Source organism: Pseudomonas ceruminis (assembly GCF_021602025.1).
In the GTDB taxonomy this organism is placed as follows: domain Bacteria; phylum Pseudomonadota; class Gammaproteobacteria; order Pseudomonadales; family Pseudomonadaceae; genus Aquipseudomonas; species Aquipseudomonas ceruminis.
In genome coordinates, this window is the sequence record NZ_BQHW01000036.1 from 21,449 (window position 1) to 43,936 (window position 22,488).

Annotated in this window: 21 protein-coding genes; 10 read left to right on the top strand and 11 right to left on the bottom strand. The window is 62.2% G+C overall.

Annotated features, from left to right (window positions below):
* Window positions 1-31 precede the first annotated feature (31 nt).
* The 3 genes from choV to L6D80_RS27190 form a co-directional block, all read right to left on the bottom strand.
* Window positions 32-1,210, bottom strand: coding sequence for a choline ABC transporter ATP-binding protein (gene choV, locus L6D80_RS27180; RefSeq protein ID WP_054903414.1), 1,179 nt, complete (start codon window positions 1,208-1,210; stop codon window positions 32-34).
* The gene (choW, locus tag L6D80_RS27185) at window positions 1,207-2,055 is read right to left on the bottom strand and encodes a choline ABC transporter permease subunit (protein ID WP_176512976.1); all 849 of its coding nucleotides are present in this window, start codon (window positions 2,053-2,055) and stop codon (window positions 1,207-1,209) included. Before choW ends, choV begins: the two co-directional genes overlap by 4 nt.
* 81 nt (window positions 2,056-2,136) lie before the next feature.
* Window positions 2,137-3,084: a choline ABC transporter substrate-binding protein gene (locus L6D80_RS27190; RefSeq protein ID WP_054903412.1), complete on the bottom strand. Its 948-nt coding sequence runs from the start codon at window positions 3,082-3,084 to the stop codon at window positions 2,137-2,139.
* A 442-nt stretch (window positions 3,085-3,526) separates the two neighbouring features.
* On the opposite strand from L6D80_RS27190, the gene L6D80_RS27195 reads away from it, so the two are divergent.
* Together L6D80_RS27195 and gbdR are read left to right on the top strand one after the other, a co-directional pair.
* The gene (locus L6D80_RS27195) at window positions 3,527-4,903 is read left to right on the top strand and encodes an L-serine ammonia-lyase (RefSeq protein WP_176512967.1); all 1,377 of its coding nucleotides are present in this window, start codon (window positions 3,527-3,529) and stop codon (window positions 4,901-4,903) included.
* Between the two features lie 425 nt (window positions 4,904-5,328).
* Window positions 5,329-6,435 (top strand): choline metabolism transcriptional regulator GbdR, encoded by a 1,107-nt coding sequence (gene gbdR / locus L6D80_RS27200; RefSeq protein WP_054903410.1) that lies wholly within the window; start codon window positions 5,329-5,331, stop codon window positions 6,433-6,435.
* Between the two features lie 120 nt (window positions 6,436-6,555).
* Here the strand turns inward: gbdR and L6D80_RS27205 are convergent, their stop codons facing one another.
* The 5 genes from L6D80_RS27205 to choX form a co-directional block, all read right to left on the bottom strand.
* On the bottom strand, window positions 6,556-6,813 hold the full coding sequence (locus L6D80_RS27205) for a hypothetical protein (protein WP_054903409.1): 258 nt from the start codon (window positions 6,811-6,813) through the stop codon (window positions 6,556-6,558).
* 241 nt (window positions 6,814-7,054) lie between these two features.
* On the bottom strand, window positions 7,055-7,525 hold the full coding sequence (locus L6D80_RS27210) for a thioesterase family protein (protein WP_176512965.1): 471 nt from the start codon (window positions 7,523-7,525) through the stop codon (window positions 7,055-7,057).
* A gap of 10 nt (window positions 7,526-7,535) precedes the next feature.
* Window positions 7,536-8,501 (bottom strand): L-carnitine dehydrogenase, encoded by a 966-nt coding sequence (locus L6D80_RS27215; RefSeq protein ID WP_054903407.1) that lies wholly within the window; start codon window positions 8,499-8,501, stop codon window positions 7,536-7,538.
* 18 nt (window positions 8,502-8,519) lie between these two features.
* Window positions 8,520-9,404: a 3-dehydrocarnitine:acetyl-CoA trimethylamine transferase CdhC gene (gene cdhC, locus L6D80_RS27220; protein ID WP_054903406.1), complete on the bottom strand. Its 885-nt coding sequence runs from the start codon at window positions 9,402-9,404 to the stop codon at window positions 8,520-8,522.
* Between the two features lie 123 nt (window positions 9,405-9,527).
* Window positions 9,528-10,472, bottom strand: coding sequence for a choline ABC transporter substrate-binding protein (choX, locus tag L6D80_RS27225; protein WP_054903405.1), 945 nt, complete (start codon window positions 10,470-10,472; stop codon window positions 9,528-9,530).
* 145 nt (window positions 10,473-10,617) lie between these two features.
* Between choX and L6D80_RS27230 the strand changes: the two genes are divergently transcribed.
* Window positions 10,618-11,565, top strand: coding sequence for a GlxA family transcriptional regulator (locus L6D80_RS27230; RefSeq protein WP_054903404.1), 948 nt, complete (start codon window positions 10,618-10,620; stop codon window positions 11,563-11,565).
* Between the two features lie 9 nt (window positions 11,566-11,574).
* On the opposite strand, the gene L6D80_RS27235 is transcribed toward L6D80_RS27230, so the two are convergent.
* The 3 genes from L6D80_RS27235 to L6D80_RS27245 all read right to left on the bottom strand — a co-directional run bounded on the left by L6D80_RS27235 (window position 11,575) and on the right by L6D80_RS27245 (window position 13,562).
* On the bottom strand, window positions 11,575-12,213 hold the full coding sequence (locus tag L6D80_RS27235; protein ID WP_176512963.1) for a hypothetical protein: 639 nt from the start codon (window positions 12,211-12,213) through the stop codon (window positions 11,575-11,577).
* A 75-nt stretch (window positions 12,214-12,288) separates the two neighbouring features.
* Entirely contained in the window at window positions 12,289-12,981 is a 693-nt protein-coding gene (locus L6D80_RS27240) for a hypothetical protein (RefSeq protein ID WP_176512961.1), read from the bottom strand.
* Between the two features lie 152 nt (window positions 12,982-13,133).
* Window positions 13,134-13,562 (bottom strand): lysozyme inhibitor LprI family protein, encoded by a 429-nt coding sequence (locus tag L6D80_RS27245; RefSeq protein WP_176512959.1) that lies wholly within the window; start codon window positions 13,560-13,562, stop codon window positions 13,134-13,136.
* 285 nt (window positions 13,563-13,847) lie between these two features.
* Here L6D80_RS27245 and L6D80_RS27250 point away from each other — a divergent pair, with 285 nt between their 5' ends.
* The 7 genes from L6D80_RS27250 to L6D80_RS27280 form a co-directional block, all read left to right on the top strand.
* Entirely contained in the window at window positions 13,848-14,825 is a 978-nt protein-coding gene (locus tag L6D80_RS27250; RefSeq protein ID WP_016497618.1) for a dipeptidase, read from the top strand.
* Window positions 14,826-14,902: 77 nt separating this feature from the next.
* Window positions 14,903-15,433, top strand: a complete 531-nt coding sequence (locus tag L6D80_RS27255; RefSeq protein ID WP_054903399.1) for a DUF5943 domain-containing protein — start codon at window positions 14,903-14,905, stop codon at window positions 15,431-15,433.
* A 15-nt stretch (window positions 15,434-15,448) separates the two neighbouring features.
* Complete coding sequence (dgcA, locus tag L6D80_RS27260; RefSeq protein ID WP_176512958.1) at window positions 15,449-17,509, top strand: dimethylglycine demethylation protein DgcA; 2,061 nt, start codon at window positions 15,449-15,451, stop codon at window positions 17,507-17,509.
* 32 nt (window positions 17,510-17,541) lie between these two features.
* Window positions 17,542-19,494 (top strand): dimethylglycine demethylation protein DgcB, encoded by a 1,953-nt coding sequence (gene dgcB / locus L6D80_RS27265; RefSeq protein ID WP_176516993.1) that lies wholly within the window; start codon window positions 17,542-17,544, stop codon window positions 19,492-19,494.
* Window positions 19,494-20,726, top strand: a complete 1,233-nt coding sequence (gene etfA / locus L6D80_RS27270; protein ID WP_176516995.1) for an electron transfer flavoprotein subunit alpha — start codon at window positions 19,494-19,496, stop codon at window positions 20,724-20,726. The genes dgcB and etfA overlap by 1 nt, the downstream gene beginning before the upstream one ends.
* Window positions 20,727-20,736: 10 nt before the next feature.
* Window positions 20,737-21,507: an electron transfer flavoprotein subunit beta gene (gene etfB / locus L6D80_RS27275; RefSeq protein ID WP_054903636.1), complete on the top strand. Its 771-nt coding sequence runs from the start codon at window positions 20,737-20,739 to the stop codon at window positions 21,505-21,507.
* Between the two features lie 489 nt (window positions 21,508-21,996).
* Window positions 21,997-22,488 (top strand): RHS repeat-associated core domain-containing protein (locus L6D80_RS27280; RefSeq protein WP_176516848.1); only part of this gene is annotated, 492 nt, incomplete at its 3' end.

Below are 22,488 nucleotides of genomic sequence, written 5' to 3' on the forward strand. Positions count from 1 at the left end.
GCGAATGGCCCGCAAAGCGGGCCCTCGGGCATCACCCGTGGTTCTTGCCGAGCAGTGCGTGATAAAGCTCGGTATCCCCAAGTATCCCCACCACCCTGTCGTTATCCTGCAACACCAGCTTGTTGCCGGTCTGATAACGAATCTGCAGCGCCTCGCGCATGCCGATGTCGGCGTGCACCACGGTCGGCCTGCGCTCCAGCAGCTCCACATCCTGCCCTGGCGCCCAGTTCTGCATGTCCAGCCCGTTCTGGCCCTGGCGTGCACGCTTGAGCGCGCCACCTTCGCCCAGGTCCAGCCACGAATCGATACCCGGGTCCAGGCACACCGAGCCATTGACCCGCTTGCAGTTGTCCACGCTGCGCATCAGGCTGCGCCCGCACAGCACGTTCAACGGGTTGGTATGGGCAACGAAGGTGCGCACGTACTCGTCCGCCGGGTTGAGCACGATCTCTTCGGGCTTGCTGTACTGGATGATCCGCCCATCCTTCATGATCGCAATGCGGCTACCCAGCTTCAGTGCTTCGTCCAGGTCGTGGCTGACGAACACGATGGTCTTGCTCAGCTTGTTCTGCAGCGCCAGCAACTCGTCCTGTAGGCCCTGGCGGATCAGCGGGTCGAGGGCAGAGAACGGCTCGTCCATCAGCAGGATATCGGCGTCCATCGCCAGCGCTCGGGCCAGGCCCACGCGCTGCTGCATGCCGCCGGAGAGTTCGTCCGGTTTCTTGTTGCGCCATTGGGTCAGGCCCACCAGCTCAAGCTTTTCGTCGACCAGCTTGCGCCGTTCCTTCTCGGGGCGGCCCTGCATTTCCAGGCCAAAGCTGATGTTCTCGCGCACGGTCAGCCAGGGCATCAGGGCGAACTTCTGGAACACCATGGCAATGCGCTTGGTGCGCATCATCTTCAGCTCTGCCGGGGTGCAGTGGGCGATGTCGATGTGCTTGCCTTCATGCTCGACGAACAGCTTGCCGCGGCTGACGGTGTTGAGGCCGTTGATGCAGCGCAGCAGGCTCGACTTGCCGGAGCCGGACAAGCCCATCAGCACACAGATCTCACCCTTGTTGATGTCCAGGTTGGCCTTTTCGACACCCACCACCAGGCCGGTCTGCTTGAGGATCTGCTCGCGGGTCTGGCCTTGGTCCAGCAGCGCCAGCGCCTCGCGCGGCTTGTTGGAGAAGATGACGTCGACGTCTTCGAAACGAATGATGCTCATGCCTCACCCCTTACCGTAACTTCCGGTTGCTTGCAGATTCGGTCGAGCATGATCGCCAGCAGCACGATCGCCAGGCCCGCTTCGAAGCCCAGGGAAATATCAGCGGTGTTCAGTGCGTTGACCACAGGTTTACCCAGCCCGTCAGCGCCTACCAGCGCTGCGATCACCACCATCGACAGCGACAGCATGATGCATTGGGTCACGCCGGCAGCGATGCTGGGCATCGCGTGCGGCAGTTCGATGCGTGTCAGCAACTGGCGTCGCGAGCAACCGAAGGCCTTGCCGGCATCCAGCAGCTCCTGCGGCACGTCGCAGATGCCCAGGTAGGTGAGGCGAATCGGCGCGGCAATGGCGAACACCACCGTGGAGATCAGCCCCGGCACCACACCCAGGCCGAACAGGGTCAGGGTAGGGATCAGATAAACGAAGGTCGGCACCGTCTGCATCAGGTCGAGTACCGGGCGCATGGCGGTATAGAACATCGGTTTGTGCGCGGCAACGATGCCCAGCGGTACGCCGATGGCCACGCACACCACCGTGGCGAACGTGACTTGCGCCAGGGTTTCCATGGTTTCCTGCCAGTACCCCAGGTTGAGGATCAACAGGAACGACAGGGCCACGAACACGGTCAGCGCCCACTTGCGCTGGATCAGGTGCGCCAGGGCGGCGAACAGGGCGATGAGGACGAACGGGTTGAACCAGGTCAAGGCACTGGTGACGCCATGGATCATGAATTCCAGGCCTTGGGCGATGGCGTCGAAGTAAGCGGCGCCGTTCTGGGTCAACCATTCGACGAATGAGGCGATGTACTGCCCCAGGGGTATTTTCTGATCGATAAGCATGATAGCGAGCTTCCACCTGCAAAGATTGAAATCAGTCCGGGGCGGGCACGGTCCCGCCCCGCGGTGTTGCTATTGCGTCTTGCGTTATTGCGTCAGTTTGGCCTTGGCCGCCTCCAGGCCGGGTTTGCCGTCCACAGTGGTCACCCCGGCGAGCCAGGCGTCCAGCTTGCCTGGGTTGTCCTTGAGCCACTTGTGCGCGGCCGCCTCGGGTTTCATCTTGTCGTCCAGGACGTAGCCCATCATGGTGCTTTCATCCTTGAGCTCGAACGTGAGGTTCTTCAGCAGTTGGCCTACGTTGCTGCATTCCTGCGCGTAGCCTTTGCGGGTATTGGTCAACACAGTGGCCTTGCCGAATTCGGGGCCGAAGAAATCGTCCCCACCGGTCAGGTACTGCATCTTGAAGCGGGTGTTCATCGGGTGCGGCTCCCAGCCAAGGAACACGATCGCCTCGCCGCGCTTCTGCGCACGCTCGACCTGCGACAGCATGCCGGCCTCGCTGGACTGGACGATCTTGAAGCCGGCGTCCTTCAGGCCGAAGGCGTTCTTGTCGATCATGTTCTGGATGGTGCGGTTGCCATCGTTGCCTGGCTCGATGCCGTAGATCTTGGCGTCTAGCTCCTGCTTGAACTTGGGAATGTCGGCAAAGTCCTTCAGGCCCTTGTCATACAGCGCCTGGGGTACTGCCAGGGTGTACTTGGCGTTTTCCAGGTTGGCGCGCACGGTTTCGACAGTGCCGGCGTCGCGGTACTGCTTGATGTCGTTTTCCATGGTCGGCATCCAGTTGCCGAGAAACACATCCAGGTCCTTGCCGGTGGCCAGCGACTTGTAGGTCACCGGTACCGAGATCATGGTGGTGTGGGTCTTGTAACCCAGGGCTTCGAGCACAACGCTGGTGGTCGCGGTGGTGACGGTGATGTCTGTCCAGCCGACATCGGAGAAACGCACCGTGTGACACTGCTCGGGTTCTGCAGCCTGGGCCAGTAACGGTGCCGATAGCAACGCGACCAGCAACAGCGAGGGTGAACCTTTCATGGATGGACTCCTGTGATTTTATCTTCGGGTTCGCGAGGGCTGCCGGGCGTTCTCAGGGTCCGGTCAGCCAGGCCTGCAGAGGGCAGGTTGCGAGGCCGTGCAATACGAGTCGCTTTCGATAATCCTCCAGCGCCGGGCAATCGCCTACTGGTGGGGTCGTAACCAGTACGGAACGGGTCGCATCCAGTACGGGCGATGTCGCATATGAGTTTTTCCACTGCCACAGCCGCATTTTTGCGTCACCCGGCCGCTCGAAAGCGGCGCGCTGACGGCCCGAAAAGGCGCGGCGCTGCTGGACAAAAGTACGTCGGTTGCAGACGGCGAGGGGGTGCGTAAAAGCCCGATGATGCGTGCATTCGTGGCGGCTCGCAGCTTCAGCCTAGCAGTTGCCCCGCCCTGCGCATGGCGCGCAGAGACAAGCCCAGCAAGAGGTGAAGCGATAATGGCCATCAGCGTGTTCGACCTGTTCAAGATCGGTGTCGGGCCCTCCAGCTCCCACACCGTTGGCCCCATGCGTGCCGGCGCCCTGTTCGTCCAGGGCCTGCGTGAACGCGGTGAACTGGAGCAGGTGAAACGGATCGAGGTGCGGCTGTATGGTTCGTTGTCGGCGACCGGCATTGGCCATGGCACCGACAATGCCACCCTCATGGGCCTGATGGGCGAATGGCCGGATACCATCGACCCGACCCAGATCGTCCCGCGTATTGCCGACCTGCGCGAAACCGACACCTTGCTGCTGGACAGCCGCCTGCCCATCGAATTCGTCTGGGCCCGCGACATGCGCCTGCTGGACGAGAACCTGCCCTACCACCCCAACGCCATGACCCTGGTTGCCGAAGGCGAGCAGGGTGAGCTGCACCGCGACACCTATTACTCGGTGGGCGGTGGCTTTGTGGTCGATGCAGCCCAGGCGGCCAGCGGTGTGCTGGATGCCGACCAGACGGTGCTGCCGTACGATTTCAACAGCGCCGCCGAACTGCTGCGCCTGTGCAAGCAAAACGACCTCAGCGTGTCGCAATTGATGATGGCCAACGAGAAGGTCTGGCGCAGCGAGGACGAGATTCGCGCCGGCCTGCACAAGCTTTGGCAAGCCATGCAGGAATGCGTCAACAACGGCCTCAAGTACGAAGGCACGCTGCCCGGCGGGCTGAATGTGCGCCGCCGCGCCGCCAAGTTGCACCGCAGCCTGCAGGAGATCGGCAAACCCAACGTGATCGGCTCGACCATGAGCGCCATGGAGTGGGTCAACCTGTTCGCCCTGGCGGTCAACGAAGAGAACGCTGCCGGTGGGCGCATGGTCACCGCGCCCACCAATGGCGCGGCCGGCATCATCCCGGCGGTGCTGCATTACTACATGCGGTTCAGCGATGCGGTGGACGAGTCCAGCGTGGTCGACTTCTTCCTCGGCGCTGCGGCCGTGGGCATCTTGTGCAAGAAGAACGCATCGATTTCCGGTGCCGAGGTAGGGTGCCAGGGCGAAGTCGGTTCGGCGTGCGCCATGGCTGCGGCGGGCCTGGCCGAGGTGCTGGGGGCAACGCCAGCACAGGTGGAAAACGCCGCCGAGATCGCCCTGGAGCACAACCTTGGCCTGACCTGCGACCCGGTCGGCGGCCTGGTGCAGGTGCCGTGTATCGAGCGCAACGCCATTGCCGCAGTGAAGGCCATCAACGCGGTGCAGATGGCGCTGCGTGGCGACGGCGAACACTTCATTTCCCTCGACCAGGTGATCCGCACCATGCGCGACACCGGGGCAGACATGCACGACAAGTACAAAGAGACCTCCCGCGGTGGCCTGGCGGTCAGCGTCATCGAATGCTGACACCCTGAACGGGCCCTAACGCTGGCTTGCCGGCGCTAGGGCCATTGCATTCATTAGGGGGCACTCCATTTCAATGGAGCCCTGTTTTGGAGCATTGCCGGTCGTCGGATGTCGCGATCAGGGTGGGCGTTGTCGGTGACACTCAAGAGTGTCGTTTCTGGGTAACCTGCGCCGCGCTTGTCACCTATTTGCTCAGCCGTTACAGGCAAAGGCGCTGGCCCGCCGGTTTGCGATTTTTAATCCACGCAGCTGCAGAGCCCGAATTGCTGAAAGAAGGCGTCGTTTTTGGGTTTTTTTGGATGGCCGTTCAAATTCAGGCACGGCCCTTGCGTTGAGATTGGCAAAGCCCCTGCACATGAACTGGGGCCATAACAAAAAACAGTGCCCGCCTGAGGCACACCTGCATTGTGTGAGGAGAAATCGCGATGACGTCGTACACCTCCGGGAATCCAACCCAGAACCGCACAGCACCCCAGTCCATCGGGTTTCTTCTACTGGACAACTTCACGCTGATTTCGCTGGCATCGGCGGTAGAACCGCTGCGCATGGCCAACCAGCTGTCCGGCCGCGAGCTGTATCGCTGGCACACACTGACGATTGACGGCGGCCAGGTCTGGGCCAGTGATGGCCTGCAGATTACCCCGGACGCCGCCATCACCCATGCGCCGCCCATAGACACCGTGATCGTCTGCGGTGGCGTGGGCATCCAGCGTTCGGTCACCCGTGAACACGTCACTTGGCTGCAGGCCCAGGCGCGCCAGTCGCGTCGCCTGGGGGCGGTGTGTACTGGCAGTTGGGCGCTGGCCTGCGCCGGCCTGCTCGACGGCTTCGATTGCAGCGTGCACTGGGAATGCCTGGCGGCGATGCAGGAAGCCTTCCCGCGGGTCAACATGAGCACGCGCCTGTTCACCCTCGACCGTAACCGCTTCACCAGCTCCGGCGGCACCGCACCCCTGGACATGATGCTGCACCTGATCAGCCGCGACCATGGCCGCGAGCTGTCGGCGGCAATTTCGGAGATGTTCGTCTACGAGCGTATTCGCAACGAGCAGGACCACCAGCGGGTACCGCTCAAGCACATGCTGGGCACCAACCAGCCTAAGTTGCAGGAAATCGTCGCGCTGATGGAGGCCAACCTCGAAGAGCCGATCGACCTGGACGAACTGGCGGTGTACGTGTCGGTGTCGCGACGCCAGCTCGAACGGCTGTTCCAGAAGTACCTGCATTGCTCGCCGTCGCGGTACTACCTGAAGCTGCGCCTGATTCGTGCGCGGCAGCTGCTGAAGCAGACGCCGATGTCGATCATCGAAGTGGCGTCGGTGTGTGGCTTTGTGTCCACGCCGCACTTCTCCAAGTGCTACCGCGAGTACTTCGGCATTCCGCCGCGTGACGAGCGTGTGGGCTCCAATACTGCCCAGCAGGTGGCCATGATGCCGATCCCGCAGGCCATGACCCTGTCGCCGCACAGTGGGCCAATGGCGGCCCTGAGCCAGGCGCGCAACGAGTCGACCTTTGCCAGCGTAAGGCTCTGACACCGCGCCGGGCGCTTCGCGGGCACGCCCGCTCCCACAGGTACTGCAAAGCCCTTGAGCTTTGTGTAATCACTGTGGGAGCTGGCTTGCCGGCGATAGGGTCAGTACAGGAAAAATGAATCAGGCCCGCGTGTTGAAACTCGCCAGCGCTGGCAACAACTGCTTGTCGATGGCCTGGCGCACCGCCGGCAGAATCGTCGCACTCCCGGTATACATCTGCTCGACCATACCCTTGAGCGCCCGCGCATTAGGCTCGGTCAGCCCACGCACCACCGCTTCGCAAGCCTGCTCGGCGCTGGCGCCGGCGGGTATCTCGAAACCGCGCGCGCGCAGGTGGCCTGCCAGGTCGTCCTGATCAATCAAATCCGCATGCATCATGGCTGTTGTCCTTATCTGCTGCTGTGATCGTCAGCCGATTCTGTGACCAACCCTGCGCACCGGCAAGGACAGATTGTCGCCATGGCTGCTTTGGCTAAGAACAGGTCGTTTCCGGCTAAATCCCGGTTCCGGGAAGGCAGCACACTGGACTCATTCACGGTACCGGAGGGTTTGGTCACCCTCTTTCTCGCACAGTGGATGTTGCTCGCTCTTGGCCCCGGATGCTCACGGCTTTCCGGGGTTATTTTTTGAGGCCTATCACACGGCCGATGAACGCTGGGGCCTCCAGGTCCTGCTGCTCGTCCACCAGCCCTTGCAGCAGTGCCACACTGCGTTCGCCGAAAGGTGCCGAGTTCGGCCCTGCCAGGTCCACATGCAGCAACATCTGCTCGCTGGCCGCCAGCGCCTCGTCGAACCCCGCACGGTGAAGGCTGTGATAAACGTGCAGGCGCTTGCGGTCGAAACCAATGATCTGGGTGTGCACCCACACCTCAGTGCCGAGCTTCACTTCGTGCAGGTAATTGATGTGCGCCTCGAGCGTGAACAATGACTGCCCGCTCTGGCCACGGCTGTCGGCATCCAGGCCGATGCGCTCCATCAGTGCATCGGTGGCATAGCTGAAGATCAGCAGGTAATAGGCATCACGCAGGTGCCCGTTGTAGTCCACCCAGTCCTCCTGGACTGGGGTACGGTAGGTGATCAATGCGGGCATCGGCTTCTCCTCAATCACCAAAGGCCATGCCATGGCTGGCTTTGCTCTGCTTCACCGCTTCCAGCACCGCCAGCAGGGTGTCGTCACGGTAGCGCTCCAGGGCGGCGATGCTGCGATCACCCAGTTGCTCCGAGGTGCCGTCCACCACGTCGTCGATCAACTTGTCGGTCAGTTCCGGCGCTGGCAGGTATGTCCAGGGCAGCTTCAGGGCCGGGCCGAACTGGGACATGAAGTGGCGCATGCCAGCGTCACCCCCGGCCAGGGTGTAGGTCAGGAAGGTGCCCATGAATGACCAGCGCAGGCCGGCACCGAAGCGGATGGCATCGTCGATTTCACCGGTGGTCGCCACGCCGTCGTTGACCAGGTGCAGGGCCTCGCGCCACAGCGCTTCGAGCAGGCGGTCGGCGATGAAGCCGGGCACTTCTTTGCGCACATGCAGCGGGCGCATACCCAGAGCGGTGTAGATGGTCTTCGCCGCCTCGATGGCTTCAGGCGCGGTACGGTTGCCACCGACGATCTCGACCAGCGGCAGCAGGTACACCGGGTTGAACGGGTGGCCCACCACGCAGCGCTCGGGGTGGGTGGACGACTCGTAGAACTCGCTGGGCAGCAGGCCTGAAGTGCTGGAGCCGATGATGGCGTCGGGCTTGGCGGCAGCGCTGATCCGGGCATGCAGGTCGAGCTTGAGGTCCAGGCGCTCGGGCGCGCTTTCCTGGATGAAATCGGCGTCGCGCACGCAGGCTTCAATGGTACTGACGAACGTCAAACGGTCCTGTGCCGCACCTGGCGCCAGGCCTTGTTTCTCCAAGGCTGGCCAGGCATTGGCAATGCGCTTGCGCAGTGCCTGTTCGGCACCCGGTGCTGGGTCCCAGGCCACCACGTCCAGGCCATGGGCCAGGGCGCGGGCGACCCAGCCGCTGCCGATCACGCCGCTACCCAGGGCGGCGAAGGTCTTGATCTCGGTAATGAAGGGCATATCGGTCTCCTGAAAGGGTCAGCGGCGCTTGAGGTTCATTTTTTCCCGGCCTTCTGCCGGGGTCAGCACACGGCCACCCATGCGGGTGATGATTTCGGTCGCGCGCTCCACCAACTGGCCGTTGCTGGCCAGCACACCCCGGTCCAGATACAGGTTGTCTTCCAGGCCGACGCGCACGTTGCCGCCCAGCAGCACGGCTTGGGCCGCCATTGGCATCTGCATGCGGCCGATGCCGAAGCCGGCCCAGGTGACGTTGGCCGGCAGGTTGTCGACCATCGCTTTCATGGTGGTGGTGTCGGCTGGCGCGCCCCACGGGATGCCCAGGCACAGCTGGAACAGGGGGTCGTCGAGCAGGCCTTCCTTCATCATTTGCTTGGCGAACCACAGGTGGCCGGTGTCGAAGATTTCCAGCTCGGCCTTCACGCCAAGCTCGGTGATACGTTTGGCGCCGGCGCGCAACTGCGCCGGCGTGGAAACGTAAATGGCGTTGCCGTCGCCAAAGTTGAGGGTGCCGCAATCGAGCGTGCAGATTTCCGGCAGCAGGGCTTCGACGTGGGCCAGGCGCTCTAGCGGGCCGATCAGGTCGGTGCCGGGGCCGAACGCCATAGGCGACTCGCCTGGGCCGATTTCCAGGTCGCCGCCCATGCCGGCGGTGAGGTTGACGATGATGTCCACATCGGCTTCGCGGATGCGTTCCATGACTTCGCGGTACAGCGCCACGTCACGGCTGAAACGGCCGGTTTGCGGGTCGCGGACGTGGCAGTGGACCACGGTGGCGCCGGCCTTGGCGGCCTCGACGGCGGATTCGGCGATTTGCTTGGGGGTAACGGGGACCAGGTGGCTCTTGGCGACTGTGTCGCCGGCGCCGGTGAGGGCGCAGGTGATGATGACGTCGTGGTTCATGGTTGGGTTCCTTTTCAGGTGTGTGGTAGCCCAATCGCCGGCAAGCCGGCTCCCACAAGGTTCGCGGTGAACCCTGGTGGGCGGTAACTCTGGGGGAGCCGGTTTGCGGGCGATCGGGCCCTGTCAGTTGGCGGTGAGCTTGAGGTTGTCCGCCGCAGGCTTGCCATCGAAGGTGGTCACACCTTCAAGCCAGCGCGCCTTGTCTTCGGGGTGATCCTTGAGCCACTGGCGGGCCGACTCCAGGGCGTCCTTGTGGTCAAGCAGCGGTTGCATCATGCGGCTCTCGTCCTCGGCGCTGAAGTTCAGGTTGGCCAGCAGGCGGTGGGCATTGGGGCAGCGTTCGGCGTAGTCCGGTGCGGTTACCGTCCATACCGTGGCGCGGCCTTCGTCGGGGCCAAGGGCATCCTGGCTGTCGCCCAGGTACACCATGTCGATGTTCACGTTCATCGGGTGCGGCGCCCAGCCGAAGAACACCACCGCCTCCTTGCGCCGCACGGCGCGGTCGACGGCGGCAAGCATGCCGGCCTCGCTGGACTCCACCAACTGGAACTTGCCGAGGCCGAACTGGTTCTTGGCGATCATTGCCTTGATCTGGGTATTGGCGCCCGAGCCGGGCTCGATGCCATAGATCTTGCCGCCCAGCTCTTTCTCGAACCTGTGAATGTCGGCGAAACTTTTCAGGCCCTTGTCGGCCAGGTATTTGGGAACGGCCAGGGTTGCTCGCGCGTCTTCCAGGCTCGGTTTGTCGAGCACTTTGACCTGCTTGGCATCGACGAACGGGGTGATGGTCTGGGTCATGATCGGGTTCCAGTAACCCAGGAACATGTCCAGGCGTTTGTCGCGAATGCCGGCGAAGATGATCTGCTGCGAGGCGCTGGTCTGCTTGGTCTGGTAACCCAGGCCGTCAAGCAGCACCTGGGCCATGGCGCTGGTCGCCATGACATCAGTCCAGTTGACGACACCCAGGCGCACGTTCTTGCAGGCCGCAGGCTCGGCGGCGAAAAGCGGGGTAGCGGCGATGCTGCTCAAAGCAAGGGTCAACAGGCTGCGGCGGATAAAGCTGTGCATGGTGGCTCTCCATCGGCAGTACATTTTGTTATTGAGGGCGGCCTCTGCGGGCCGTGTGAATACGCTACGCTGACGCCGCAGTGATGATGCGCACGCTGGCGACGGGAACTTGCACCCAGGCGACCAGATTATTTGCGAGGGGCAAATGGCCGAAACGATTGCATTTCTACTCATGCCGGGCTTTTCAGCCATGGGCTTCATTTCGGCGCTTGAGCCACTGCGGGTTGCCAACCGCTTCGGTGGCCCGCTCTATCGCTGGCAGGTGCTGAGCCTCGACGGCGGGGCGGTGCAGGCAAGCAACGGCATGTCGGTTAATGCCGATGCTGCGCTCGGTGCAGGTGATCCGGCAGCCATCCTGTTGGTGGTGGCGGGCTTCGAGCCCCTGGCCCATGTCCGCCAGGCGTTGCCCAAGGCACTGCGTCGCCTGGACCACGAGGGGGTGATCCTGGGGGGGATCGACACGGGCGCCATGGTGCTGGCCGAAGCCGGCTTGCTCGACGGTTACCGGGCCACGTTGCATTGGGAGGCGCTGGAGGCCTTCAAAGAGCGTTACCCGCGCCTGCACGCAACCCAGGAGCTGTTCGAGATCGATCGCCAGCGCATTACCTGTGCCGGTGGCACGGCTTCCATTGACCTGATGTTGTTTCTGATCGCACAAACCCACGGCAGTGAACTGGCAGTGCAAGTCTCAGAGCAATTCGTGCTTGGCCGCATCCGCCAGCGCCAGGACCACCAACGCATGGAAATCGGCGCCCGTTACGGCATCTCCAACAAGAAGCTGGTACAGGTGATTGGCGAGATGGAAAAGCACATCGAGCCGCCGCTCAGTACGTTGGCGCTGGCGGAAAAGATCAAGGTGACTCGGCGCCAACTGGAACGGCTATTTCGCCTGCACCTGGATGAAACGCCGAGCAGCTTCTACCTGGCTGTGCGGCTGGACAAAGCGCGCCAGTTGCTGGCGCAGACCGACATGAGCATCACCCAGGTCAGCCTGGCCTGTGGTTTCGAGCTGCCCTCGTATTTCGCCCGGCGCTACAAGCTGCGCTTTGGTAAGTGTCCACGTGAAGAACGGCGTTTGGTAAAGCAGGCTTAGGCGCCCGGTTCACAGCTCTTTTTTCAATACCGCAATCAGTTTTTCGCGATGCTCGCTTTCTACCTGAGCACGTAGAAGGCTGAAGCCCACCGAGTCGAAGCGGGCACCCAGGTGATCGAACATCAGGTTCAGTCTTTTGGTGGGTGCAATGGGATCGGTAACGCAATGAACGAAAAACAGGATGGCGACTGGGACGTTGTCTTCTTCGCAATCCATGACAATGCTCAAGTGCGAGGAGGCGTTGAACACGCTTATGTTGCGCAGGCCGGGATCGCTCCCCGGTGCGGTATTGGCCTGGTCAACCGCCCTGAAGAAGGGGCCTTGTTCGCGCGGTGGGGGCAGAAACCCGTCGTAAACGTCTTTGAGCGCGGCGCGGCTGGACTCATACGTCAATGTTCTTTTCGTATGTTCGTACAGTGTAAAACGTAAAAAACCAAGGCTTTCGAGGACAACCCCGAACCACGCTTGAGCGGCTGTTTCCATCGAGTAGCGGTCGCTTGCCTTTTGCAAGGCGTAACGCATGCACAGTTGCAAGTCCTCGAACGTGTCCACTGTCAGCCACGGCGCAGGTGCAACTTTCAAGGGTACGTCAAAGAGTTGGGGGGAGAGTGTTGTTGTATCCGTGGGGGAGGGGCTGTCCGTGCTCATCTTCAACTGTTCCCTGGAAACGTTCGAGCATCAAGGCCGGGCCTGGAAACTTACCCAATGCCCGGCCTTTGCTATTTAGATGGCAAGGAAGTCGGCAATATCGTTGGCCAGCTTGTCTTCCACAATCTTGCGCGCGCTGTCGAAGTGACGAACGCTGAACGTACCCTGTTGCGAAGCACGGTAGACGCGCGTCGAAGACTTGTCGATCACCCGGGTCAGGGCGCCATCGCGGTCGATTTGCGAGTCATAGCTGGCCTGGAAGCTGGTCATGTGCATGGCCGGCAGACCTTGTGGGGTCATTTCGCACTGGGCAACCACGAAGTTGCTGGATTTGCCGGATTCGCTGTGGCTGTGCTTTTCCAGGTGGGCGCGGATTTCCGGCTTTTCCACCACGATTTGCATGGTGCGCTTGGCACAGGCCGAACGGCGAGGGTCGCGGTTGACGCTGATGGTGAGCACTTTGGTTATCAGGTTGGCCAGGGTCAGGTTGTCTTCATCGATGGCTTCTTCTGCGTGTGCTGCACCGGTGAGGGTCCAGCCAAACTTGCTCAGGCCATCGTTGTAGAAGTTGTACCACTCGCGCTGCTGAGTTTCTTTGTCGAACTTCTTGTTGGCAATTTCGGTCATCAAGCGCATGCCGGCCAGGATATCTTCTGCAATGTGGCCAGGTACGTCATCGGCAAAAATACAGATGGTCTGGCCCGTGGCGGCAACGCGCTCTTTACCTTCCTGGCGGATCTTTTCAATTTCGTTTTTGATATCGGTCATTTCAATTGACTCCTGGTAGTGAAGACACAAGGGGACCTCGTTATCGAGGCTGCCCGCTCACTATCGGGAATTTACGTTCACCGTATCAGCAGTCTGTATTTCCTCAGGCGTAGCCGGTTTCCTCGTAAGTACTTTTTGCACCGCCGCTTTTATCAATCTTCCGGTGCAGGTTCTTCGTCGCTCTGCGGGCCAAGGCTGCGCAGGTATTCCGACCGCTCATCGCTGTGTTGCGCAATGCAGGTATTCCAGGCGGTTGGGAACGCCGCGCTACCGGGTTTCTCTGTGTAGGTTTCGACTTTGCAGTCGGCATCGCGCAGTTGGGTCCAGAGCTTTTGAGCCGCAGCCAGACGCGCGCTGACGTCCGCCACCTTGTTCGCCTCACCGGGATATTGATCGCGCAGGCGCTGGATCAGGTCGTCGTAAGTGGCCTTGAGCTCGCGATCGGCAGTCTGCTGGTTGAAGGTTGCGCAGGCTGCGGCTTGCTGGTCGGTGTCGACGTTGTCGCAAGGCGTGCTGTCTTCCTCGCTGGCCTGGGCGCCCAGTGCCACGACCATCAATACCATCCATGCCGTTGATTTCATCGTTTTTCTCCTTAGCAGGCGGACGAATCGCAGGGATTCTCGCTCAGCGAAGGGCAATGCGGTAGCTCTGCGATGAAATGTTCATCAAACGCCTGCGAGCGACCTTAACGCGACTGGCTCGCATCTGTGCGGCCCCTGTGCCAGAGCCTGATATCGCCCATTGACGCTTTCGGCAAACCCCCTGTCGTTTTTGCATCGGGGCGCCTCGGGCCGCAGGCATATGCTGGCCCCAAAGCGCCGGCAGAAGGTTTGGCGCGACCCAACTCAATAAAAGGGGACAGCCTGATGAGCCCAGCCGAATTACACGCCGACAGCATCGTCATCGATGGCCTGATCATCGCCAAATGGAACCGCGAGCTGTTCGAAGACATGCGCAAAGGCGGCCTGACCGCAGCCAATTGCACGGTGTCGGTCTGGGAAGGGTTCAAAGCGACGGTCGACCAGATCGCCGCCAGCCAGAAGCTGATCCGCGACAACAGCGACCTGGTGATGCCCGTGCGCACCACCGCCGACATCCGCAAGGCCAAGGAGCTGGGCAAGACCGGCATCCTCTTCGGCTTCCAGAACGCCCACGCCTTCGAAGACCAGATCGCCTACGTCGACGTGTTCAAGCAGCTGGGCGTTGGCATCGTGCAGATGTGCTACAACACCCAGAACCTGGTTGGCACCGGTTGCTACGAGCGTGACGGTGGCCTGTCCGGTTTCGGCCGTGAGATCGTCGCCGAGATGAACCGCGTGGGCATCATGTGCGACCTGTCCCACGTCGGCTCCAAGACCTCCGAAGAAGTCATCCTCGAATCGAAAAAACCGGTGTGCTACTCCCACTGCCTGCCTTCAGGCCTGAAGGAGCACCCGCGCAACAAGTCCGACGAAGAACTGAAGTTCATCGCCGACCACGGCGGTTTTGTCGGCGTGACCATGTTTGCGCCATTCCTGGCCAAGGGCATCGATTCGACCATCGACGACTACGCCGAAGCCATCGAGTACACCATGAACATTGTCGGTGAAGACGCCATCGGCATTGGCACCGACTTCACCCAGGGCCACGGCCAGGACTTCTTCGAGTACCTGACCCACGACAAGGGCTACGCCCGTCGCCTGACCAACTTCGGCAAGATCATCAACCCGCTGGGCATTCGCACCGTCGGCGAGTTCCCCAACCTCACCGAGACCTTGCTCAAGCGCGGCCACTCCGAGCGTGTGGTGCGCAAGATCATGGGCGAGAACTGGGTAAACGTCCTCAAGGACGTCTGGGGCGAGTAAGCCGCTCTCCAAGCCTGAAAGCCCCTGCCAGCAACGCCGGGGCATCCACATAAAAAATTTTATGGAGTTGAGTTTCCATGGCCAAGATCGCCCCGCAATTGCCAATCGAAGTCGACAGCGAGACCGGTGTCTGGACCAGCGATGCCTTGCCGATGCTGTATGTACCGCGGCATTTCTTCGTCAACAACCACATCGGCATCGAGGAAGTGCTGGGCGCCGACGCCTACGCCGAGATCCTCTACAAGGCCGGCTACAAATCCGCCTGGCACTGGTGTGAAAAAGAAGCCGAGTGCCATGGCCTGGAAGGCGTGGCGGTGTTCGAGCATTACATGAAACGCCTGTCCCAGCGTGGCTGGGGCCTGTTCGAAATTCAGGACATCGACCTGGATAAAGGCACCTGCAGCGTCAAGCTCAAGCACTCGGCGTTCGTGTACGTGTACGGCAAGGTCGGCCGCAAGGTCGACTACATGTTCACCGGCTGGTTCGCCGGCGCAATGGACCAGATTCTCGCTGCCCGCGGCAGCTCGATCCGCACCGTGGCCGAGCAGGTCTACGGCGGGTCGGAAGAAGGCCACGAAGATGGCCTGTTCGTCGTCAAGCCGTTGTAAGCCGGAGAGAGCGTCATGGCATTCGAAGCAATGTTCCAGCCGATCCAGATCGGCAAACTGACCGTCCGCAACCGCGTGCTCAGCACCGCGCACGCCGAGGTTTACGCCACTGACGGCGGCATGACGACCGACCGCTACGTGAAGTACTACGAGGAGAAGGCCAAGGGCGGTATCGGCCTGGCGATCTGCGGTGGCTCGTCGGTGGTGGCCATCGACAGCCCGCAGGAATGGTGGGCGTCGGTCAACCTGTCGACCGACCGTATCATCCCGTACTTCCAGAACCTGGCCGACGCCATGCACAAGCATGGCGCCAAGATCATGATCCAGATTACCCACATGGGCCGTCGCTCACGTTGGGACGGCTTCAACTGGCCGACCCTGATGTCGCCGTCGGGTATCCGCGAACCGGTACACCGCGCCACCTGCAAGACCATCGAGGTAGAGGAAATCTGGCGTGTGATCGGCAACTACGCGCAGGCCGCGCGGCGGGCCAAGGAAGGCGGCCTGGACGGCGTCGAGCTGTCGGCCGTGCACCAGCACATGATCGACCAGTTCTGGAGCCCGCGCGTCAACAAGCGTACCGACGAATGGGGCGGCACCTTCGAAGGCCGCATGAAGTTCGGCCTGGAAGTGCTCAAGGCCGTGCGTGCCGAAGTGGGTGACGACTTCTGTGTGGGCATGCGTATCTGTGGTGATGAGTTCCACCCCGATGGCCTGAGCCACGAGGACATGAAACAGATCGCCGCCTACTACGATGCCACCGGCATGATCGATTTCATTGGCGTGGTCGGCTCCGGTTGCGATACCCACAACACCCTGGCCAACGTCATCCCCAACATGAGTTACCCGCCGGAGCCATTCCTGCACCTGGCAGCCGGCATCAAGGAAGTGGTGAAGGTGCCGGTGCTGCATGCGCAGAACATCAAGGACCCGAACCAGGCTACGCGCATCCTTGAAGGCGGCTATGTGGACATGGTCGGCATGACCCGCGCGCACATGGCCGACCCGCACCTGATCGCCAAGATCAAGATGGGTCAGATCGACCAGATCAAGCAGTGCGTGGGTGCCAACTACTGCATCGACCGCCAGTACCAGGGCCTGGATGTACTGTGCATCCAGAACGCCGCGACCTCCCGTGAATACATGGGCGTGCCGCACATCATCGAAAAGACCACCGGTGCCAAGCGTAAAGTGGTCGTGGTGGGTGCTGGCCCTGCCGGCATGGAAGCTGCTCGCGTGGCGGCTGAGCGTGGCCACGAGGTCACCCTGTTCGAGAAGAAAGACCAGATCGGCGGGCAGATCACCATTGCCGCCAAGGCGCCGCAGCGTGACCAGATCGCCGGTATCACCCGCTGGTATCAGCTGGAACTTGCGCGGTTGAAGGTCGACGTGCGCCTGGGTACTGCGGCCGACGTGGACACCATCCAGGACCTGCGCCCGGACATCATCGTGCTGGCGGTGGGCGGCCATCCGTTCGTCGAGCAGAACGAACACTGGGGCGCCGCTGAAGGGTTGGTGGTCAGCAGTTGGGACGTACTCGACGGCAAGGTTGCGCCGGGCAAGAACGTGCTGGTGTACGACACCATCTGCGAGTTCACTGGCATGTCGGCGGCAGACTTCCTCGCCGACAAGGGCAGCCAGGTCGAGATCGTCACCGACGACATCAAGCCCGGGGTGGCCATGGGCGGTACGACCTTCCCGACCTACTACCGCAGCATGTACCCCAAAGAAGTGATCATGACCGGCGACATGATGCTGGAAAAGGTCTACCGCGAAGGCGACAAGATGGTGGCGGTGCTTGAGAACGAGTACACCGGTGCCAAGGAAGAACGGGTGGTCGACCAGGTAGTGATCGAGAACGGTGTACGGCCTGACGAGCAGTTGTACTACGCGCTCAAGGAAGGCTCGCGCAACAAAGGCCAGATCGACGTGGAGGCGCTGTTTGCCATCAAGCCGCAGCCGATCCTCAGCCAGCCGGGCGAGGGCTACCTGCTGTACCGCATCGGCGACTGCGTGGCCCAGCGCAACGTGCATGCGGCGATCTACGACGCCTTGCGCCTGTGCAAGGATTTCTGATCCAGCGCGCCTAAACGCTGTGGGAGCCTCCCATGTTGAACACCCTTCTACCCATTCTGCTGTTCGCTGCCCTTGGCCTGGCGGTGCTCGGCGCCCTGCGCCGGGTGCGTATGTGGCGGCGGGGCCGACCATCGAAGGTCGACCTGATCGGCGGCCTGCTGGCCATGCCCCGGCGCTACCTGGTGGACCTGCACCATGTGGTCGAGCGCGACAAGTACATGTCCAAGACCCACGTGGCCACTGCAGGCGGCTTCGTGCTGTCGGCCGTGCTGGCCATCCTGGTGCATGGCTTCGGCCTGCAGAGCAAGATCCTCAGCTATGCCTTGCTGGTGGCCACCGTGATCATGTTCAGCGGCGCCATCTTCGTGTTCAAACGCCGGCTCAACCCACCTTCGCGCCTGTCCAAAGGCCCTTGGATGCGCCTGCCGAAAAGCCTGTTGGTGTTCGCGGCAAGTTTCTTCATTGCCACCTTGCCGGTTGCCGGCATCCTGCCTGCCAACACGGGTGGCTGGGTGATGGTCGCGGTACTTGGCCTGGGCGTGCTGTGGGGCGTGTCGGAGCTGTTCTTCGGCATGACCTGGGGTGGCCCGATGAAACACGCCTTCGCCGGTGCCCTGCACCTGGCTTGGCACCGCCGCGCCGAACGCTTCGGCGGCGGGCGCTCCACCGGCCTCAAGCCGCTGGACCTGGAAGACCCGAACGCACCGCTGGGCGTGGAAAAGCCGGTGGACTTCACCTGGAACCAGTTGCTCGGCTTCGACGCCTGCGTGCAGTGCGGTAAATGTGAAGCCATGTGCCCGGCGTTCGCCGCCGGACAACCGCTTAACCCGAAAAAGCTTATCCAGGACATGGTCATCGGCCTGGCCGGTGGTACCGATGCGCAGTTCGCGGGCAGCCCCTACCCGGGCAAGCCGATCGGCGAGCACGGCGGCAACCCGCACCAGCCGATCGTCAATGGCCTGGTCGATGCCGAAACCCTCTGGTCGTGCACCACCTGCCGCGCCTGCGTCGAGGAATGTCCGATGATGATCGAGCATGTCGATGCCATCGTCGACATGCGCCGCCACCTGACCCTGGAAAAAGGCGCGACCCCGAACAAGGGCGCGGAGGTGCTGGACAACCTGATTGCCACCGACAACCCCGGCGGCTTCAACCCCGGTGGCCGCATGAACTGGGCGGCGGACCTCAACCTGAAGCTGCTGAAGGAGGTGAAAACCACCGAGGTGCTGTTCTGGGTTGGCGATGGAGCCTTCGATATGCGCAACCAGCGCACCCTGCGGGCGTTCGTCAAAGTGCTGAAGGCATCGGGCGTTGATTTCGCCGTGCTTGGGCTGGAGGAACGCGACAGCGGCGATGTGGCCCGTCGCCTGGGTGACGAGGCGACCTTCCAGCAACTGGCCAAGCGCAACATCCAGACCTTGGCCCAGTACAGGTTCCAGCGCATCGTCACCTGCGACCCCCACAGCTTCCATGTGCTGAAGAACGAGTACGGTGCGTTGGGCGGCGATTACCAGGTGCAGCACCACAGCACCTACATCGCTGAACTGATTGCAGCCAACAAGCTCAACCTGGGCCAGCACAAGGGTGGCAGCGTGACCTACCACGACCCGTGCTACCTGGGCCGTTACAACGGTGAGTACGAAGCCCCGCGCGAAGTGCTCAGGGCGCTGGGTATCGAGGTGCGCGAGATGCAGCGCTCGGGCTTCCGGTCGCGTTGCTGCGGCGGTGGCGGCGGTGCGCCGATCACCGACATCCCGGGCAAGCAGCGTATCCCCGACATGCGCATGGACGACATCCGCGAGACCGAGGCCGAACTGGTGGCTGTGGGCTGCCCGCAGTGCACCGCGATGCTCGAAGGTGTGGTCGAACCGCGCCCACAGATCAAGGACCTCGCCGAGCTGGTCGCCGAGGTGCTGATCGAAGAGGAAACGCCCGCGGCCCCAAAGTCGCCAACGGTTAAACGTGAACCTGCGGAGGTGCACTGATGAGCGACATCATCCGCCGCGACCCACGCGCCGAGTGGATCGCCCGTAACCGTCTGCACCCGCTGCATGCAGCGATGCAGACACAACAAACGAGCTGGATGGGGCCCAACGGCATCATCCGCAAGAACCCGCATGCCATCGCTGCTGGCTTCATCGGTCCCAATGGCCTCAAGCGTATCGACCGCAGCGGCGCCCAGCAGGGCACCGGGGTCGGCGGGCGGCGTAGCGCGGCGGCCCAGGTGCAGTTGCCGCTGCACCAGGTGCCTGTTCCAGCGTTCTACATTGCCGTGGTGCCGGACCTGGTCGGTGGCCGCCTGAGCAGCCACGACCGCGACCTGCTCGGCCTGGCCCACAGCCTGGCCGGCAGCGACGGTGCGGTGTTGGCCGTGGTGTTCGGCGAACACAAGGAAAGCAACTTTTCCACAGCCGGCGTCGACCGCCTGCTGGTCATCGAAGGCGAGGCGTTCGAAGGTTATGCACCGGAGCAACGGGTGCAGGGTCTGCGAGCTGTGGATAACCAGTTCACCCCGCGCCATTGGCTGTTGCCCGATAGCCGCACCGGTGGCGGCGAACTGGGCCGCCGCCTCGGCGCGGCGCTGGGTGAGCGCCCGGCGACGCGGGTCTGGCAGGTCAAGGATGGCCAATGCATTGGTCGGGCCGGTGCCGGCCAGCAGGACCTGCAGCGTAGCGTACCGCGTTTGATTTTGGGCGCGGCGGAATGCGCGGAACCGGTCAGCGAAACCCGGCACGAAGCGCAGGCGGTGGAGTTGTCCACAGACGTTGCGCGCAGCCTGTCGCGGATCGAGGACCTCGGCTCGGTGGCCGTGGACCCGGCGACCATCGCCATGGCCGAGGCCGAGTTCATCGTCTCGGGTGGCAACGGGGTCAAGGACTGGGCGCTTTACCACAAGGCCACTGCGGCCCTGGGGGCTACCGAAGGCGCCTCGCGGGTAGCGGTGGACGACGGCTTCATGCCACGTAACCGCCAAGTGGGTGCGACCGGTACCTGGGTCACGGCGCGGGTGTACGTGGCTGTGGGTATCTCTGGCGCGATCCAGCACCTGCAAGGTATCGGCGCCTGCGACAAGGTAGTGGCGATCAACATGGACCCAGGCTGCGACATGATCAAACGGGCTGACCTGTCGGTGATTGGCGACAGTTCGGCGATTCTCCAGGCACTGATCGAGGCTGTGGACAACTTCCGCAGCGGCGGCCAGCGCGACGCGGCATAAGGGCACGAGCATGAGTACGAAAGTCATCAGCCTGGTTTCCATCGGTGCCCACCCCAGCTCCGGTCGCGCCCGTCGCGCCGAGCAGGATGCGCGGGCGGTGGAGCTGGGTTTGCAGCTGGCTGGGGATAACTTGCAAGTAGTGCATGCCGGTGACCCCCGGGAAGAAGCATTGCGCGCCTACCTGGGCATGGGCCTGGATCACCTGGATGTGCTGGAGCAGCCCGCCGGTGCTGATGTGCTGGGCGTGCTGGGGGATTACCTGCGCGATGCCGGGGCGCAGCTGGTGCTGACCGGCAGCCAGGCCGAGACGGGTGAAGGGTCGGGCATGTTGCCGTTCCTGCTGGCCGAAAAACTTGGCTGGCCGTTGATCGTGGGGTTGGCCGAGGTGGAGTCGATCGAGAACGGCACCGCCCAGGTATTGCAGGCCTTGCCGCGTGGTCAGCGGCGCCGGCTGAAAGTGCGCCTGCCGTTGCTGGCGACTGTGGATAACGCTGCGCCGAAACCGCGCCAGAGCGCATTCGGGCCGGCGCGCCGGGGTGTGCTGGCGGCGCGCAATGTGGCGATAGTCGAGGATGATCTGCTGGCCGAAGCCGAGTTGCAGCCTGCACGTCCACGGCCCAAGCGGCTCAAGGTGATCAAGGCCAAGAGCGGTGCGGACCGGATGAAGGCCGCCACGGCCAAGGCCAGTGGTGGCGGCGGCAAGGTGCTGAAGGATGTGTCTCCACAGGAAGGCGCCGAGGCCATCCTCAAGTTGCTGGTGGAAGAGGGCGTGCTGCGCTAAAGCCTTACGCACTCGCTGTGTGGGAGCGGGCTTGCCCCGCGAACACAGGCGCCGCAGTGCATGGCACCGGCTGCGCCGGTGTTCGCGGGGCAAGCCCGCTCCCACAATGACCCCCCTGCTGCATGCACATTCTGCCTGTGCATAAGTCCATCCTGTTGCCCACGGAATCTGTTCGCCAAGGTGTGGATAAAGTGTTGGTGCATGGCTGGAGGGCCTATCTAGCGTGGCTTTCAGGGTTTTGATCATAAATTAATCAGCTCTGACTCGGGTCATCAACTACCGATGGGCGTGGCTGTACCTGGTTTTGCCCACAATCGCTGTTAGCCGGTCTGTGGATAACATGTACGAAGTCCACTACAGCTCAAGAAACACGGGCCTTTGCCTGAGTTGATCATTTAATGATCAATAGCCACCTAGTATTTTTGTCAGGTGGCTTCTTGTTCATTTACCGCTAAGGTGTCCACACTTGTCCCTCCTGTGGATAGATCAATGGGTGAATTCCTGTCGGACACTGATAGGCTGGGCTGCGCCCCGCGTGCTTATCTACCTTATGGATTTACGCGAAACAGTTCGCGAACGAGATTGGCATTTTGCGGCCAGCCCCATGATTCGGTTACAGGCCTTTACCACCTGGGTAATGGGCGTAGGGCCTACAGCCCCGTACTCCACAGATTTCTCTCGCCTGATTCACTAAGCCCTTTTGGTAAGGGCGGAATCAATCCCTATGCCTACTGCGGTGATAACCCGGTGAACCGGGTCGACCTCAGCGGGCAGTTCTGGTTAAGCAACCTGATCAGTGGAGCCAGCATGGCCAGTAGTACGGTCACCGTGCTCGGAGCAGTTGCGCGAACATCCAGGGATGTGGTCAATCGTCTTCGTGGCGCTCCTACCGCTGGCGTGAGAACTCGGCTTTCCAATGTAGGTTATTTCTACTCAGGCTTAGCGGGGGTGGCGTCAACAGCCTTTCGAGGCGTAGAGGGG